This window comes from Priestia sp. KCTC 13724 (assembly GCF_056820425.1).
Genome location: NZ_JBXDLD010000127.1, coordinates 1 through 14516, shown reverse-complemented (window position 1 = coordinate 14516; position 14516 = coordinate 1). Strand labels below are relative to the sequence as shown.

At 38.4% G+C, this 14516-nt stretch carries 20 protein-coding genes and 1 pseudogene; 16 read left to right on the top strand and 5 right to left on the bottom strand.

Annotated elements, in window-relative coordinates; all coding sequences use genetic code 11:
- Positions 1-186: 186 nt before the first annotated feature.
- Entirely contained in the window at positions 187-504 is a 318-nt protein-coding gene (locus AC1UFB_RS15980; protein WP_025908014.1) for a PadR family transcriptional regulator, read from the top strand.
- Positions 501-1223, top strand: a complete 723-nt coding sequence (locus tag AC1UFB_RS15975; protein WP_061786605.1) for a DUF2812 domain-containing protein — start codon at positions 501-503, stop codon at positions 1221-1223. Before AC1UFB_RS15980 ends, AC1UFB_RS15975 begins: the two co-directional genes overlap by 4 nt.
- A 108-nt stretch (positions 1224-1331) precedes the next feature.
- Here AC1UFB_RS15975 and abc-f read toward each other — a convergent pair whose 3' ends face one another.
- Complete coding sequence (gene abc-f, locus AC1UFB_RS15970) at positions 1332-2975, bottom strand: ribosomal protection-like ABC-F family protein (protein ID WP_482589487.1); 1644 nt, start codon at positions 2973-2975, stop codon at positions 1332-1334.
- Between the two features lie 366 nt (positions 2976-3341).
- On the opposite strand from abc-f, the gene AC1UFB_RS15965 reads away from it, so the two are divergent.
- The 6 genes from AC1UFB_RS15965 to AC1UFB_RS15940 all read left to right on the top strand — a co-directional run bounded on the left by AC1UFB_RS15965 (position 3342) and on the right by AC1UFB_RS15940 (position 7423).
- A complete protein-coding gene (locus AC1UFB_RS15965; protein WP_062954694.1) occupies positions 3342-4265 on the top strand; it encodes a DMT family transporter in 924 nt (307 codons plus the stop codon).
- On the top strand, positions 4262-4750 hold the full coding sequence (locus AC1UFB_RS15960; RefSeq protein ID WP_206782635.1) for a GNAT family N-acetyltransferase: 489 nt from the start codon (positions 4262-4264) through the stop codon (positions 4748-4750). The genes AC1UFB_RS15965 and AC1UFB_RS15960 overlap by 4 nt, the downstream gene beginning before the upstream one ends.
- Before the next feature lie 11 nt (positions 4751-4761).
- Complete coding sequence (locus tag AC1UFB_RS15955; RefSeq protein WP_094910210.1) at positions 4762-4998, top strand: hypothetical protein; 237 nt, start codon at positions 4762-4764, stop codon at positions 4996-4998.
- 550 nt (positions 4999-5548) lie between these two features.
- Positions 5549-5971 carry a hypothetical protein gene (locus AC1UFB_RS15950; protein ID WP_100347842.1) on the top strand — a complete coding sequence of 141 codons (423 nt, stop codon included), beginning with the start codon at positions 5549-5551 and terminating at the stop codon, positions 5969-5971.
- 104 nt (positions 5972-6075) lie between these two features.
- On the top strand, positions 6076-6777 hold the full coding sequence (locus AC1UFB_RS15945) for a DUF554 domain-containing protein (RefSeq protein WP_100347841.1): 702 nt from the start codon (positions 6076-6078) through the stop codon (positions 6775-6777).
- 211 nt (positions 6778-6988) lie between these two features.
- Positions 6989-7423: a PH domain-containing protein gene (locus AC1UFB_RS15940; RefSeq protein ID WP_025908007.1), complete on the top strand. Its 435-nt coding sequence runs from the start codon at positions 6989-6991 to the stop codon at positions 7421-7423.
- A 41-nt stretch (positions 7424-7464) separates the two neighbouring features.
- Here the strand turns inward: AC1UFB_RS15940 and AC1UFB_RS15935 are convergent, their stop codons facing one another.
- Positions 7465-7695, bottom strand: coding sequence for a hypothetical protein (locus tag AC1UFB_RS15935; protein WP_224840247.1), 231 nt, complete (start codon positions 7693-7695; stop codon positions 7465-7467).
- 211 nt (positions 7696-7906) lie between these two features.
- Here AC1UFB_RS15935 and AC1UFB_RS15930 point away from each other — a divergent pair.
- The 4 genes and pseudogenes from AC1UFB_RS15930 to AC1UFB_RS15915 all read left to right on the top strand — a co-directional run.
- Positions 7907-8185: pseudogene (locus AC1UFB_RS15930) on the top strand (NAD(P)H-dependent oxidoreductase); the annotation flags it as partial.
- Between the two features lie 109 nt (positions 8186-8294).
- Complete coding sequence (locus tag AC1UFB_RS15925) at positions 8295-9074, top strand: Cof-type HAD-IIB family hydrolase (protein ID WP_482589486.1); 780 nt, start codon at positions 8295-8297, stop codon at positions 9072-9074.
- Between the two features lie 22 nt (positions 9075-9096).
- A complete protein-coding gene (locus AC1UFB_RS15920) occupies positions 9097-9552 on the top strand; it encodes a GNAT family N-acetyltransferase (protein ID WP_061786440.1) in 456 nt (151 codons plus the stop codon).
- A 234-nt stretch (positions 9553-9786) separates the two neighbouring features.
- Positions 9787-10164 (top strand): hypothetical protein, encoded by a 378-nt coding sequence (locus AC1UFB_RS15915; RefSeq protein WP_061786441.1) that lies wholly within the window; start codon positions 9787-9789, stop codon positions 10162-10164.
- Positions 10165-10354: 190 nt separating this feature from the next.
- On the opposite strand, the gene AC1UFB_RS15910 is transcribed toward AC1UFB_RS15915, so the two are convergent.
- From AC1UFB_RS15910 to AC1UFB_RS15900, 3 genes are read right to left on the bottom strand one after another with little or no spacing between them, the layout of a single operon-like run.
- On the bottom strand, positions 10355-10801 hold the full coding sequence (locus tag AC1UFB_RS15910) for an ASCH domain-containing protein (RefSeq protein WP_025908002.1): 447 nt from the start codon (positions 10799-10801) through the stop codon (positions 10355-10357).
- A gap of 9 nt (positions 10802-10810) precedes the next feature.
- A complete protein-coding gene (locus AC1UFB_RS15905; protein WP_482589485.1) occupies positions 10811-11572 on the bottom strand; it encodes a GNAT family N-acetyltransferase in 762 nt (253 codons plus the stop codon).
- 48 nt (positions 11573-11620) lie between these two features.
- A complete protein-coding gene (locus AC1UFB_RS15900) occupies positions 11621-12361 on the bottom strand; it encodes a VOC family protein (protein WP_251385569.1) in 741 nt (246 codons plus the stop codon).
- A gap of 172 nt (positions 12362-12533) precedes the next feature.
- Between AC1UFB_RS15900 and AC1UFB_RS15895 the strand changes: the two genes are divergently transcribed.
- Genes AC1UFB_RS15895 through AC1UFB_RS15880 form a run of 4 tightly spaced genes read left to right on the top strand, consistent with a single transcriptional unit; the run spans position 12534 to position 14445 of the window.
- Entirely contained in the window at positions 12534-13010 is a 477-nt protein-coding gene (locus AC1UFB_RS15895) for a GNAT family N-acetyltransferase (RefSeq protein WP_226638881.1), read from the top strand.
- Positions 13011-13031: 21 nt separating this feature from the next.
- A complete protein-coding gene (locus AC1UFB_RS15890; RefSeq protein WP_482589484.1) occupies positions 13032-13451 on the top strand; it encodes an NUDIX hydrolase in 420 nt (139 codons plus the stop codon).
- Positions 13452-13466: 15 nt separating this feature from the next.
- On the top strand, positions 13467-13847 hold the full coding sequence (locus AC1UFB_RS15885) for a DUF5412 domain-containing protein (RefSeq protein ID WP_025907997.1): 381 nt from the start codon (positions 13467-13469) through the stop codon (positions 13845-13847).
- A 52-nt stretch (positions 13848-13899) separates the two neighbouring features.
- Complete coding sequence (locus tag AC1UFB_RS15880) at positions 13900-14445, top strand: histidine phosphatase family protein (protein ID WP_078989690.1); 546 nt, start codon at positions 13900-13902, stop codon at positions 14443-14445.
- The last annotated feature ends 71 nt before the right edge of the window (positions 14446-14516 follow it).

Genomic DNA, 14516 nt, shown 5'->3' with positions numbered 1-14516 from the left:
TTTGATTGATACATTTATCGTACCGGAGGTGCCTGATGTTTTATATGCGTTGTTTGATTACGGGCTTACTCATTAATCTTGAAATAAAATCCAAATTCAATCTAGACAGTTATATCATATTATGATATATTTTATTTAGTTATATCGTAATATGATATATCTTGAAGTGATATAAGAGGTGAGGATTTGGGAAAAACAGAGCAGTTAACAGATTCAATGTTTTACATAATGGCAGCTTTAACAAAGCCAAGGCACGGCTATGCTATTATGAATTTAATCGAAGAAACATCAAAGGGCACAATTACAATAGGGCCCGCTTCCATGTATACCATTATTAAAAAGCTTTTAGACAAAGAATGGATTTACTTATACGATGCTTCGGATTCAAGACGTAAAACGTATTTCCTTACCGATGCAGGAAGAACTGTGCTTAGAGAAGATGTAACCCTTAGAAAAATGATGATTGAGCTAGCTGAAACGGGATTGGGGGAGGATGAAGAATGAAACAAACCAAGTACATCATGTCAGGTGGCCTTGCTTTTGCTGAAGAGAAGGATATGAAAAAATTACGCCGATTTTCTTTAAAAGGATGGCACGTTACTGGTTTTAAATTTTTGGGGTACACGCTTGAAAAAGGAGAAAGCTCAGACTATATCTACAGCGTAGACTACCGATCCCTTGAAGTAGGAGAAGAAGATGAATACTTTGATGTTTTTGCATCCGCCGGGTGGTCTCACGTAACTTCAGAAGGAGATATTCATTTGTTTCGAGCAGAATCTGGTACAAAAGCAATTTATAGCGACTCTGAGACGTTAGTTGAAAAATATAAAAGCTTGTCTAATTCCATGGGGTATATCGCGATTTCATTAGTAGTAATCACAGCGCTTGCGTGGTTGGGAACGATGATGAGCTCTGGAGTTTTACATTCGCTGCTGACTGTGATTGGTATCGTGCTAACAGTTGTTGCCTTTCCAGCAACTTTGACTGCCATCGCATCCTATAATAATAAATGGAAAGTGGAGGAAAAGAAGGGTTTAGTTGCTTTGTTGAAAATTATACCAGCTGCTCTTGTCATAATGGCAGTTCTTGTCTTGGTATTCGGTGATTATGACTCAGCTCGCCTGCTAGCCTATCTAGCCTATATGATTATTGGAGGAACTGTCTTTCCAGCAGTGATCTGGCTGATTATGTCTTTATTTCATAAAGTGAGAAACGAAGCTTAAATGAATAGCTCAAACAGAGAAAAGCGATTAGACTCTTTAGTTTCTAATCGCTTTTTCTTGTCATTCAAGTTTACTAGAAAAAGTGAATAATTGAATAGTAGTGAATGCTTATTGTAGCTCTTTAATCCTCTTCGTCAGTTCCACAAACTTCAAATCCAACTCTGCATAACCCTTATGATTTGGTGTAAGAAAACTTAGTTTCCCAAGCACTTCCTGACGCTCGGTTTCAAGGGTTAAGCGAAGCTTTTCTTTATCATCGATGTTGCTTGGCTTATCGCCTGATGTTTGTAGCTGCTTGTTCATGCGTTCATTTTCAATAATTAGCTGTACAGTAGTAACCTTTTCAACGAAGTAGCGGTCATGGGAAACGATCAGCAGCGTTCCTTTGTACTGCGCTAGCGTTTTTTCGAGCTGTTCTCGAGAAGGTAAGTCAAGGTGATTGGTGGGTTCATCTAAAATCAGCACGTCTTTTTCGTCTAGAATGTACTTCATCAGCTTACATTTCACGCGCTCACCCATACTCATGTTGGCAATTGGCTCGTTCCACTGTGACGCGACAAAGCCTAAATGCTTCATTAAGTTTTGAACATGCCCTCGAGCTTCAAATGTTTCTCGATGAAAAAGCTCCTTTGGGGTTTGGTCAAGCGGAAGGTCAAATACTTCTTGCGTTAAGTACCCAATTTGAGCAGAAGGGGAAATCCATAGTTCGCCTTTTGTCGGCGCTTCGTTCTCCATTATCATTTGTAAAAGCGTCGTTTTCCCGCTGCCGTTAGGGCCTATAATCGCTACTTTCTCACCGTGCTGAATCGTGAAGTTTGCTTCTTTAAATAAGACACGGTCTATAAATGATTTTTCCAGCTCTTTTACTTCTAAAAAGCGGTTGCCGTGCTTATGGGTTGAGGTAAATGAAAATTGAACCTGATACTCCTCAGCGGGAGCTTCTGTTTTAAACTTTTCCAGCTCTTTTTCAAGACGCTTTTGTTTTGACTTCACCTGTGAATCTAAACGCTTGGCTTTGACGCGGTGATATTCTTTAAAACCTTCTTCTTTTGTTGATCGTGCATGACCTGACTGTGACCAAGCGGTAAGTTGCTTCATTTGTTTGTTGATACGCTCTTTCATTTTTTGTTGCTTTTCGTATTCTCGCTGCTGGGTAAGGCGAGCTTGTTCACGGTGTTTCATATAGTCGCTGTAGTTTCCGCTGTGCGCAATAACTTTTTGATTCTCAATAGACCAGATTTTTGTTGCGACCTGATCTAAAAAATAGCGGTCATGGGAAACCAAAAGGATCGTTCCTCGGTATTTCTTTATCTCTTTGATTAAAAGCGCCGTGCTGTCCGCATCTAGATGATTTGTTGGTTCATCTAACAATAAAAGGTCAGAGTAGTTCGCTAAACCTCTTGCAAGGCGGGCTTTCAGCTTTTCACCACCGCTCAGCCGCTGAAAGTTGCCGGTTGGCACGTTCCATTTCCTTAAAAGCGTTTCTTCTGATGATGACACGTCTTCAAATAAGTAGGAGCTTGCTTCTTGCTCGACCATAGAAATGGAAAGGTTGGGCTGAAAGTGCTGAATTTTTCCATCTGTTGGATTCATATCTCCAGTTAGTAAGCGAAGCAAGGTGGATTTGCCGGCACCGTTTTTACCGATAATACCTATAATGTCACCTTGCTGGATACTTACATTTACATCTTTAAACAGCGTGTATTCATCTAACTCAAGCTTCAATTTTTGTAATTGTAGTAGTTCTAACATCGAATCATCCCTTCGGTACAGGGAGAATAAAAAAATCCTCCCAATTTCATTGGAAGGATTAGTCGAGTCCGCATTATTGTCCCGCATAAAGAAGCCTATAAGCAGAGCGCTTGTAGGGATGGTTAAAAAATGGGCAGACTAATCCTAAGTTTTTAAGACTTGAAATTATGAAATTTCAAATGTAAAAAATTAGGTTAGTTATCCATTGTTCATCCATCATTCCTCTCGTATTTATTAGTGAAAATTGTAGCATGCTTACATACAATGAGCAACCCTATTTAGAAAATAAAGCCTTTTTCAAGATTTGTTACGTACCGTTAGGATATTTATGGTAAAATAAATTCAATTTTATAGGAGGTGCAAGGAATGAATCACAATCAAGCATCTCTCAATTCTTCATCTGCTAAGCTGAAGATGATTGTATCCATGGTTATTTTTGGTTCAATCGGCTTTTTCTCAGAGCGGTCTAATTTACAGTCAGTGGAGCTTGTTTTTGTTAGATGCATGTGCGCGACGCTATTTTTAAGCACTTGTTGGGTGTTAACTGGAAAGTATAAAGAAGAAAAGTGGAGTAAAAAAGATATTTTTCAAACGTTAGTGTGTGGCGTGTTTCTTGTGTTAAACTGGGTATTTTTATTTAAAGCATTTGAACAAACGTCCGTTACGGTTGCTATTTCAATCTATCATTTGGCACCGGTGTTTGTTTTGCTTTTAGGGGCTATCCTTTATAAAGAAAAGTTAACCCTTATATCGGTGATGTCACTGGGGATTTGTTTTATCGGTACTCTTTTGGTTTCAGGGATTAATGCTGGTACATCAATGAGCGATTTACTTTCTTCAGGGGTGGTTTGGGGGCTTTTGGCTGCGTTCTTTTATGCATTCACTGCGCTAGCAGGTAAAGGGATTAGAGAGCTAAGTCCTTATGCAACAACGTTTTTACAAACCCTGGTTGGAATCTTTATGCTGATTCCGCTCGTTAGCTTTCACTCTTTTTCTGAGCTATCTTCTATTAACTGGATAGTTGTAGCTACAACAGGCATCATACATACTGGTATCGTCTATTTGCTGTTTTTTGATAGTTTACGATTTTTATCGTCAAACGTCATTTCGGTTCTCGTGTTTTTAGATCCAGCGGTAGCTATTCTACTAGATACGCTTCTAACAGGCTTTAGACCAGATATTTTACAGAGTGTTGGCATTGTCCTCATTTTCGGAGGCATGGGGTTAACGATGATGAAAACGAAAAAGAAACCAGACTATTCATATCGTGAAGGGGAGAGTGTGAAATGATTGATCTTAAAATTAGACCCGTACATCCAAATGACGCAGAGGCTGTTCATGAAATTAGAATTCAGCCGTCCGTTGCGCGCCATACGTTAGCGGTACCTTCAGAGCGTGTGAAGACACCGAGCGAATTTATGAACAGTATGAATCATGATACGCATTTAATGGTGGCAGAGATTGAGGATAAAGTGGTTGGGGTGGCTGGTCTTCATGTTAAACCAGGAAAGCAACGTCATATTGCTGTAGTGGGTATCTCTATTCATGCAGACTATCACGGAAAAGGTGTCGGCAGTGCTCTTATGGATTCACTACTGGACATTGCAGACAACTATTTAGGGCTGATCCGCTTAGAATTAGAGGTGAATGTCTCAAATAAAAAAGCAATGAAGCTCTACGAGAAAAAAGGGTTTCAAGTAGAGGGTCAACTAAAAAAAGCGCATTTCTATGCAGGTGAATATCATGATGTGTTCATAATGGGAAGGGTGAAGTGAGGGGGATTAGGTTGGCAAAGTTTGTAGAAAAAGGTTTTATATATGGTCTTGTTTTAGGCTTTTGTATAGGCGTGTTTTTTGTACCTTATAAAGAGGTATTGGACTCAGGAGAAGGATTCATTGAAACGTCATACATGGAACTTATTGACGTATTTATGGTTTTAATGAGAATATGTGCTGCCAGCGGCCTTATCGGAGCTGGAATCGGTTATTACTTACATGTTGATAAAGTGAAGCACTCTAAGTAGTGGAGTGTTGTACAGGTATTGATACATAAGTAGTTCAATCCCTACTATGCCTGAACGATTAAAAGTTCACAACTTTTAATCGTTCAGGCTTTTTGTTGATTGGGAAAAACCAGTTTGGAAACAGGGTGGAATGGAGCGTAGAACACTCGACTCCTCCCCGCGGAAAGCGTGTGGCGTAGCGCAATGGAACGAACGTGTTCAGACAAACTAAAGAGATGGGAACAGCTATTGTTCGTTTTTTTGAAGCAATCATTTTGTTATGTCCCAAACTCATTTTTTATTAATTAATTAATTAAGACCCTTATACTGCTATTTTCCTAACGAGGAATTTTTCCAATAATTTTAAAATGTATAATTATTTTCACTTTCTTTTATTGAAGCTATCGGAAAATTTGATTATAATGAGGTGTGTAAATTTTTCCATTATTTGAATAAGCTGATACTTATACCTGTTTCTTTAAAAAACTAGGTCAGCCACCCTTTACTGGTTATAAAGCGTTTATTCTTGTGAGAAAAATAGAGAAGTAAGATGATATAAAGGGGATTATAAATGAAGAAAGTACTGCTTGTAGCTTTTGTTTTTATATGTATAGTGGGCTGTTCACTTGGTGGGAAAACAGAAGTGGAAGGACAAGCTGTTTTCTCTGATGAAGGAAAAGAATGGAGTGCTGAATACATATATGACCACAAGCTTTATCAAGAGCGCAAAACAAATTGGGTAACGCTAGAGCCAAAAGAGATTCAGCTAACGCCAGAACAATTGAAATACATTACGGTTGAAATTCAAACGAGTGATGGTGATACGGTAACGGGAAACGTAAAAGCTATGATGAATAAATTGGATGATAACGCTGTTTCTTTTTTAGTTGGTACGCTTAATGATCGAACATGTAAAGAAGATGTATTTAAAATGAAGATTATCTATAAAAATGAGGAAGAAGTACTGAATTTAAAGATGGCAGGGGATGAATAAAGAGAAGGCTGGTTGAAATGTTATAAAAATAATAAAAACATTTCGAAATCGACTAATACGTAGTATGATGATGGATGTACATACAGCGTGAAAGAGGTATAGAGATGGTTTTATTAGGAACGCTTGCAAATGGATTAGGCATTATTGTTGGAACGCTTTTAGGGAGCTTATGTCGGAACATTCCTGAAAGCATGAAAACTACCGTCATGCAAGCAATCGGATTAGCAATTGCGGTATTAGGAATTCAGATGGGCATGAAAAGCGAGCAATTTTTACTCGTGATTTTAAGCCTTGTTATTGGTACAGTAGCTGGTGAAGCGTTGAAGCTAGAAGAGAAGCTTTCGTCAATTGGCTCTTGGATTGAAAGCAAGGTAGGAAGCGGTCAAGGAAGTGTTGCTGAAGGCTTTGTAACGGCAACATTAATCTTCGTTGTGGGAGCAATGGCCATTATCGGTGCTCTTGATAGTGGTATTCGCGGCAATCATGACGTGTTGTATACAAAAGCCGTAATGGACGGATTTATCTCGCTGTTACTAAGTACAACGCTTGGGATTGGCGTTATTTTCTCAGCCATAGCTGTTGTTTTATATCAGGGATTAATAGCTGTTTTTGCTGCACAAATTGATCGATTAGTTCCAGATGCACTGATGGATCAGCTTATTATCGAAATGACGGCAACCGGTGGCATTATGATTCTAGCAATCGGCTTAAATTTAATTGGAATTACCAAAGTCAAGGTGGCGAATTTGCTGCCGGCAATCGTTGTTGCTATTTTATTAGTGACGGGAATGTATGCTTGGATGTAGTAGACCTTTTATCAGAAGGTCTACTTTTTTGCTGGAAAATATGGATGAAAAGCTCGTTCTGTTGTGATCACTATATAAAATACGCGTACGGGGAGCAGTGAGGTGCTTTAAGTAATCCGTTTGAAAAAATCAGAAAATCTAAAAAAGAGGTAAGTTAGAAGCATTGCTATCGTAGATTAAGTAACAAAGGATAGAAAAAGGAGGAAAAGCTTTGTACTTTCCGTCTAAAAAAGATTGGTGGTTGTCGTATCTAATTTGGGGCATAAGTATTGCGGTTTTAGTAGATGGAATCTTTGTGATGGGATGGGGGATTTTTATGGTGCCGTTTATTCAAGATCATTACTTCATCCGACTAGCTGTTTTAGCGTTTTTTGCAGCTTTCTTGCTTTCGATTTGGTTTCGCACAGGGTATTACCTCACAGGCCAAACGTTAACTATTTATTATGGGCCTTTTAAGAAAAAAATAAATGTAAAGGAAATTCGCAGTATTTGCTTTGTCAAAATACCGTTTATTGCGCCCGCACTTTCGACTCAACAAATTCAAATCAAGTACAGCAAGCGTAAAACGATACGGATTTCACCTCGTGATCCAGAGGTCTTTGTTCAGTTTCTAAAAGTAAGAGCCACGTTTACGATAAAAGCTTAAAAGAGGCGTAGTAAGCTTTATTAGCTTAGCACGCCTCTTTTTTAATGCAGACATTTTCGAATACCTCCGTATTCTATCAGCGGCTTTGACACATAGCCGTCTGCTTCGAGTAAATAAATAATTGTTGCAGTGACGTATGGTACGTGAGCAGGATGAAGATCTAAATATTTTGAGAGCTGCAAGGAAGTAACGTCTCCTTTAAAGATATCGTGTCGGTTCACACAGACAAACGGGTACACATGCTTTACGATTTGCTTAGCGGTTTCTAACATCAACAAATCAATCAGGCCTCCTAATTGTATTTTAATATAAAGATATTCAGGAGTTTGTGTATTGATGACACGTATTTTTATAAGATAACGCTTACATTTGTTGGTTTTTAATTTATATGAAGATAATAAAAGAAAAAAGTAACCTGCTGAATAACTTCTTATACAGAAGCTATTCAGCAGGTTACTGCAAATGTTTCTTGCTCCAATCCCCCATGCTTTTGCATATGCTACTGGTGAAGAAGGTATTACTAAGCTACTAGCTGGAAAGAAAGGTCTTATCATTAATACCCACGGAACACCAAGCGCTGTTTATGATGAGATAGGCATGACGGCTGGATTGAAAATCACGTCAGATGTAGGGGTTTTTGATTTTACAAGAATTGAGCCTGTTGATCATTTATTATTCGGAAGTATCGGCTATTTAGATAAGGAAGGCTACAAAAAAATCTTTACTCAAATTAATGAGACGATTGATCGTCACTTCTCATAATTGTAAGCTAAGCACTAGAACCAACAGGGTTTTGGTGCTTTTTCTATTATTTGCTTTTTTTTAATGCGTATATGGATTAAAATAGAACTAAAAGAAAGGAAATGGAAATATGAGCTGCAAAATCATTTTTTTCGACGTTGATGGTACGCTAACGCATCACAAGAGCGGCGAAATACCTGAGAGTACAAAGCGTGCCATCAGTTTATTAAGAAATCTTGGCATTATTATTGTAGCAACTACTGGACGCCCACTCTCTATGTGCGAAGAATTAAAAGAGCTAGGTATTGATGTGTTTATTACTGCAAATGGTGGTTACGTGACTTATCAGAATGAAGTTATACATAAAGTGAGTATGAGCAAGTCCAACGTAAAAGAGCTTGTAGAATTCTCAGATTCCAAACAGCATGCTCTATCTTTTTACACGAAAGGCTTTCACATGAACGGAGTACAGGAAGAGGGTGTTTTAGCTGCTTTATTCGAAACCTTGTCGCTTCAAACCTATCCAGACACTCATCCTTCCATTTACGAAGAAGAAATCTATTTACTTTGTCTGTTTGGAACGGATGAAGTGGTGAATCAATACAGAGCTAGATTTCCTCACTATACGTTTCGTCGCTGGCACCCATATGTGGTAAACGTATTGGAAACAGACGTATCAAAGTCGCAGGCGATTGTAAAAGTGTTAGAGTACTTTAAGATACAACCTTCGGAGGCGATGGCTTTTGGGGATGGTGACAATGATATTGATATGCTTGAAACTGTAGGTGTTGGTGTTGCGATGGAAAATGGTAGTCAACGCTTAAAGGAAATAGCTGATTTTGTGACGAAAAAATCAGATGAAGATGGCGTGGAGTTTGCCCTTAGACATTATAACCTCATTTCACAATAAGAAAGAAGAAAGGACGTGTACAATGAACCAACCAATTCGAAAGCTTACTATAAAAGATTTAAAGCCTGCAGCTAAGCTGTTTGCGCGTGTATTTAACGAGGAACCTTGGAATGAACCATGGACGCTTCAAAGCTCTTATAAGCGGTTAATGGATATTAGCTTAACGCCTGGCTATCTAGGAATTGGTTATTTTGAAGACGAAAATGGTCCGCTTCTAGGCTTTATCGTGGGAAATGAAGAGCAGTGGATAAACAATAAGTATTTTTATCTCAACGAAATTTGTGTGGATACCAATGCTCAAATTAGCGGCATTGGGACGAGCTTATTAGAATTTCTAAAAGTACAGCTCAAACAGCAAGCAGTAGCACAAATCTACTTATCTACTGAAAAAGGTCACCGAAAGCCAGCAGCTTTCTTTCAGAAAAATGGGTTTGAATTAAACAAAGAACGTGTTGTGATGAGTGTGGAGTTAGAATAAAGTGGTTGGGAGCGACGTGAAAAGTATCTATGCACTCTGACTTATAGGAGGAACCGGCATGAGAAAATTTTTCCTGTTAATCAACTTCTGTTTTGCTATATTACTAGCAGGCTGTAATAGTAACGAATGAATTGATAGCTATGTAGTCATAAATAATACCGAATTAATTGTAGTTGAAAGCCCTGATGGACAGAAGAATGTTTTAGAAATAGTAAAAGAATAGGACGATTGAAAATGAAGAAAAAAGTAGTTAAGATTTTACTGGTTATGAGTGTAGGAATGAACGCTTACTGGCTGGTTAAGCATTATGCTTTTGATAGGATGTATGATCCCGATGAAAAGGAACAAATCATTCTAAATGAAATGATTCAAAGAACAATTGAAAGTAAAGACTATCAAGAGATTGCTAAAACAAAAGATATTAAATCTATAGAAAGCAGCATGGATAAAAATAAAGGTGGCAGATATCCATATTATTTTAATGTAAGCGTTCGAACAACTGAAGGTACATATTTGTTTGGCTGTAGTGATGAGCAGTGTACAGATATCGAAAAGTATGGAGAAACTTATTCGATTTATCAAGATGAAAAGCCGAGACTACCTCTAGAATAGTGCTGACAAAACCATAAGAGTATAGAAAATAAGTATTTAAGCCAATGATCTATTCACACAATTTAGAGGTTGGTTTAGAAAGTATGAGCTGTTTTTAGAAAAGATGTTACAGCTGTTTTTCGTGAAGAAATGATAGAAAAAGCTTTTAAGAATTTGGTTCTTAAAAGCTTTTTTATGTACTCTGAACATGTTAATAATTTTTTAAGCTCAGGTTTACAAAACGCTCACAAACGACCATTAAATCAGGAGAAAATGTTTTTCCATACGGCTTTAATTCGTTTGTGAAAAATTCTTCGTGAGCGCGCCACCAGAAGTTATAGTCACCTTCACCTTCAGCTAATGCGAATTCTTCTGATACCTCGTTCATCGGCAAAACGTCTACCGATTGAACTTGAATAACGGCAACTGGCTGATTGTTTTCGTCTAGCACAATCGAATAATCTCCTTTTTTTGGTAACTCTTCGTTTTCAAGTTCATAGAAAACATAGCCGGATGTGGTAGCTGTTTTTTTACCTTCAACAACTAAGGAAGCAAGCCAGCCAGAAGACGCGCCGAACTGAAATGCTTCTTTGTACGAGACGTTAGTAAGGTTATTTTTTTTGCAAAAATCCTGCCAAAATTGATCGATTTCATTCATCTTTTTCACCTATTTCTTCAGAATACGATAATGATGAGAAGATACTGCTTTAAAACCAAGCTTTTCATACAAATCAACTGCTGGCTTATTTTCTTTCACAACCTGCAGGTAAACATAGTCAGCTTCTTGTCTTTGAGCACATTGAACGAGCGCGCTCACCAGCTCTTTGGCAATCCCTTTTCGGCGATGTTTAGCGTGTACAATTATGTTGCTGATGCATCCGTACCCTTGTTCAACTACCACGGATCCTAAACCCACCGTTTCTTTATTGCTTGATAAGCGCAGAAACGTCTTAGAAGCATGAATGCTGGAAAAGATATGAGTATAGGCGTCAAAGCGATCTTTTGAAAAGCCTTCTAACGTCAGAAACTCATCAATCCAAGCAGGAGTTGCTTCGCGTAAATAGTCGGCATCATACTGAATGTCCAGCTTGACATTTTGGAGCGTATCTTCACAGGCTGCCATCATCGTAAAGCATTCATCGCTTTTTTTATAACCTTTTGAACCCAGTGTTTCATCTAACTGTGCTGGTGAAAGCTGAGAGATATGAAAACATGACGCTGTGTTACGGCTTTCGTAAAAATTCTCAACCTTTTGAAGCCAGTTTAAATCAAAAGGAAGTGAGCCAACCGCGTGGACGCTATTGGCGCGCTTTGTATAACCAAACGTATAGCGCATCGTCCAATCATCGAGTTTTTCAGTTGTATGAGCTGGCCAAGCATTGGAAGCCAGTTGTTCAAGTAGGCGTAGTGTATCTGTTGTTGTTTGCATGCTGCGCCTCCTAGTCTATAAATCTTCTATAATTTTACAAGTATACACCTAATAGCAATCAGGTGGCAACCGTAAATCCTGAAGAAAACTGTGCTGGAATTCAGGTGTGTGTACTAAAGAGAATTGATAGCCGTTGTTTATAAAATTTTGCTGATTGGTTAGCGGAAGTGGAGTACCGAGCGTCACCTTTATGTTAGGAGGTAGTGCTTTCATGGCGATAGGAATCCACGGCCGCTTTTCTGAGACGACCACTGCATAAGCTGTTCCACCAATCACAAAGTTAAAGTAGTCATCATCTTCGTCTGTTTTCATGCTGAAAGTTTCTTTTAGCCAGCTTCGAAACTTTCCAACGTCTTTTACTGGAAATCCTACTTCTCTTATATATAATGCATTCAGCTTACCATAGCTCTTTAACTTATTTTCATGAATATAGTCATGTGCAATTAACTCAAGTAAGTTACCGTCACAATCGCGGAAATACACGTTTTTTCGACCGTTATGTTCATCGATAGGATTTCCTTCGTTTTGAGCTAACAAAAACACCCCAGATTCTTTTAAAAGTGTAACAGCATTAGTAAACAACTGATAAGACACTTGAATGGCAAAGTGTGCGGGCTTAATTGGTTCGTAGGATTCCTTGAAACTAAGCGTGCTATATGGAGTCAGTCTGAACTGAATAAACTCAGTTGTTTCGTTTGTCATTTCTAAATGTAGTGCTTTTTCATAAAATTGTTTGACACCTTGAATAGATACCGTAAGCAGTTCGAGATTTGCATAGTGGGTAATCATCATCATTCACTCCTTTACCATTAGTTTATGATGTAGTCCATAAAAACAGCCACGGTACAATGAATGAAAAGGAATACATCTTTAGTCGTAGAAAGGATAGATGTTATTTATTTACTTTTGTTATGTAAAAAAATAGAACAATAGTATAAAATGGGAACAGGGGTGTTGAAAAGTGGAAATTCGCCGCGTTGTTATTGATGACAGAGAAGAAGTCAGTCGATTCTTAGAAAAGCATTGGGGAAGTACAAAAATGGTTACTTCTGTTGGTGCGTATGACTGTTCCTCTCTGTGTGGGTTTATCTTATATGACGAGCACAATAACATCATTGGGTTAGTCACCTATGAAATACGAGAAAAAGAATGTGAAATAATCTCGTTAGATAGCTTGCAGGAAAACAGCGGATTCGGCACGGCCCTCATGAAAGCAGTGGAAGAGAAAGCAAAATCCGTAGGTTGCACGAAGGTAACGCTCATTACAACAAATGATAACGTAAAGGCTCTTCGGTTTTACCAAAGGCGTGGTTATCATTTAGCTTACCTATTTCCAAACGCAGTTCAAGAAGCAAGAAAACAAAAGCCAAGTATTCCTTTGGTTGGTTATGATGAAATTCCAATTCGAGATGAACTGTTGTTAATGAAGAAGCTATAACTGAATGGAGGAGGATTTTGCATGTCAAACTGGAAAGGCGCAGCAGCGATTTGCATCAATGAAAATAACGAATTATTAATGGTGGCGCAAGAAAAGCCAAATCACCCAGAGCTATGGTCTGTTCCGTCAGGTGGGCTAGAAGGCGGTGAAACATTTGAAGAATGCTGCGTTCGTGAAGTTTTGGAAGAGACGGGATACGAGGTTGAAATCCTAGGTCAAGTCCATGAATACGATACGGTCACATACGGTGTTGATGTGCATATTAAATATTTTGCTGTTCAGTTAGTAGGTGGAGAAAAGAAGCTCCAAGATCCTGATAACCTCATTGTTGATGTAGCATGGAAGCCTGTAGCAAAAATGGATGATTTATCTATGCTGTTTGAAGAAGAGCGGAAAATTTTACTGAGATACATTGAAGATGGAGTTTTAAAAGTGAACTAAAGCGGAGGATGGAAGTTGTTAAAGGTCATTAAAACAAAAGAGAAGCTTACGAAGTGGTTATTAATCGGGTGCTGTGGTTGTATCAGTCTTTTGGGATACGGCATATATCGGACATTTTTTGATATGAGTCGTCTTCCTGAAGGAAAATATCTTACTGAATCCACATCACCCGATGGTGCCTATACGCTAAAAGCATACCTCTCGGACGGAGGCGCAACTACCGGCTATGCTGTTCGAGGGGAGCTTGTTTTTAATAAAGGAAATAAAGAAAAGAATATTTACTGGAACTATAAAGAAAGCAGTGCGGATATTCATTGGCAAGGTAAAGATACGGTCGAGATTAACGGACACTCGCTGCATGTTCCAAATGATGTTTATGATTTTAGGCGAGAGTAATGGACGAATAGTATGAATGTATGTGAGCTTAATAGGTTTTCAGGAGGAGAAAATGAAAACAATCTATTTACTACGGCACTGTAAAGCTGAAGGACAAGATTTTGATGCCCCTTTAACGAAGGAAGGGAAAAAAGATGCCCTATCGCTAGTAGAGTACTTAAAGCCCTTAGGTATTTCAACTATTATATCAAGTCCGTACATAAGAACGATTCATACGGCTGCACCTTTTGCAGCAGAGATTGGCGTTTCCATTAAGCAAGATGAGCGCTTAGCGGAACGTGTTCTAACAGGAAAACCCGTAGACAATTGGTTAGAGCTATTAAAGCAAACATTTCATGATGAAAATCTCCAATTGAAAGGTGGAGAGTCATCAAAAGAAGCAACTCAGCGTGCGCTAGCTGTTGTATATGAAGAGGTGGGTAATCTAAATGAAATCTCATTATTGGTTACGCATGGTAATTTAATGAGCTTGTTGTTACGACACTTTGATGCTAGTTTTGGATTTCAAGAATGGTCTAATTTATCGAATCCAGACTTATATCGAATAGATTTGTTTTCTACAAAAGGAGTTATGAAAAGGGTTTGGAATCAGAGGTAATGAAAAGAGGCTGGGACAAAACCCTCCTCTGAACCGAAAAAGCCGGTGAAATTTTACGACGAGTAAAATTT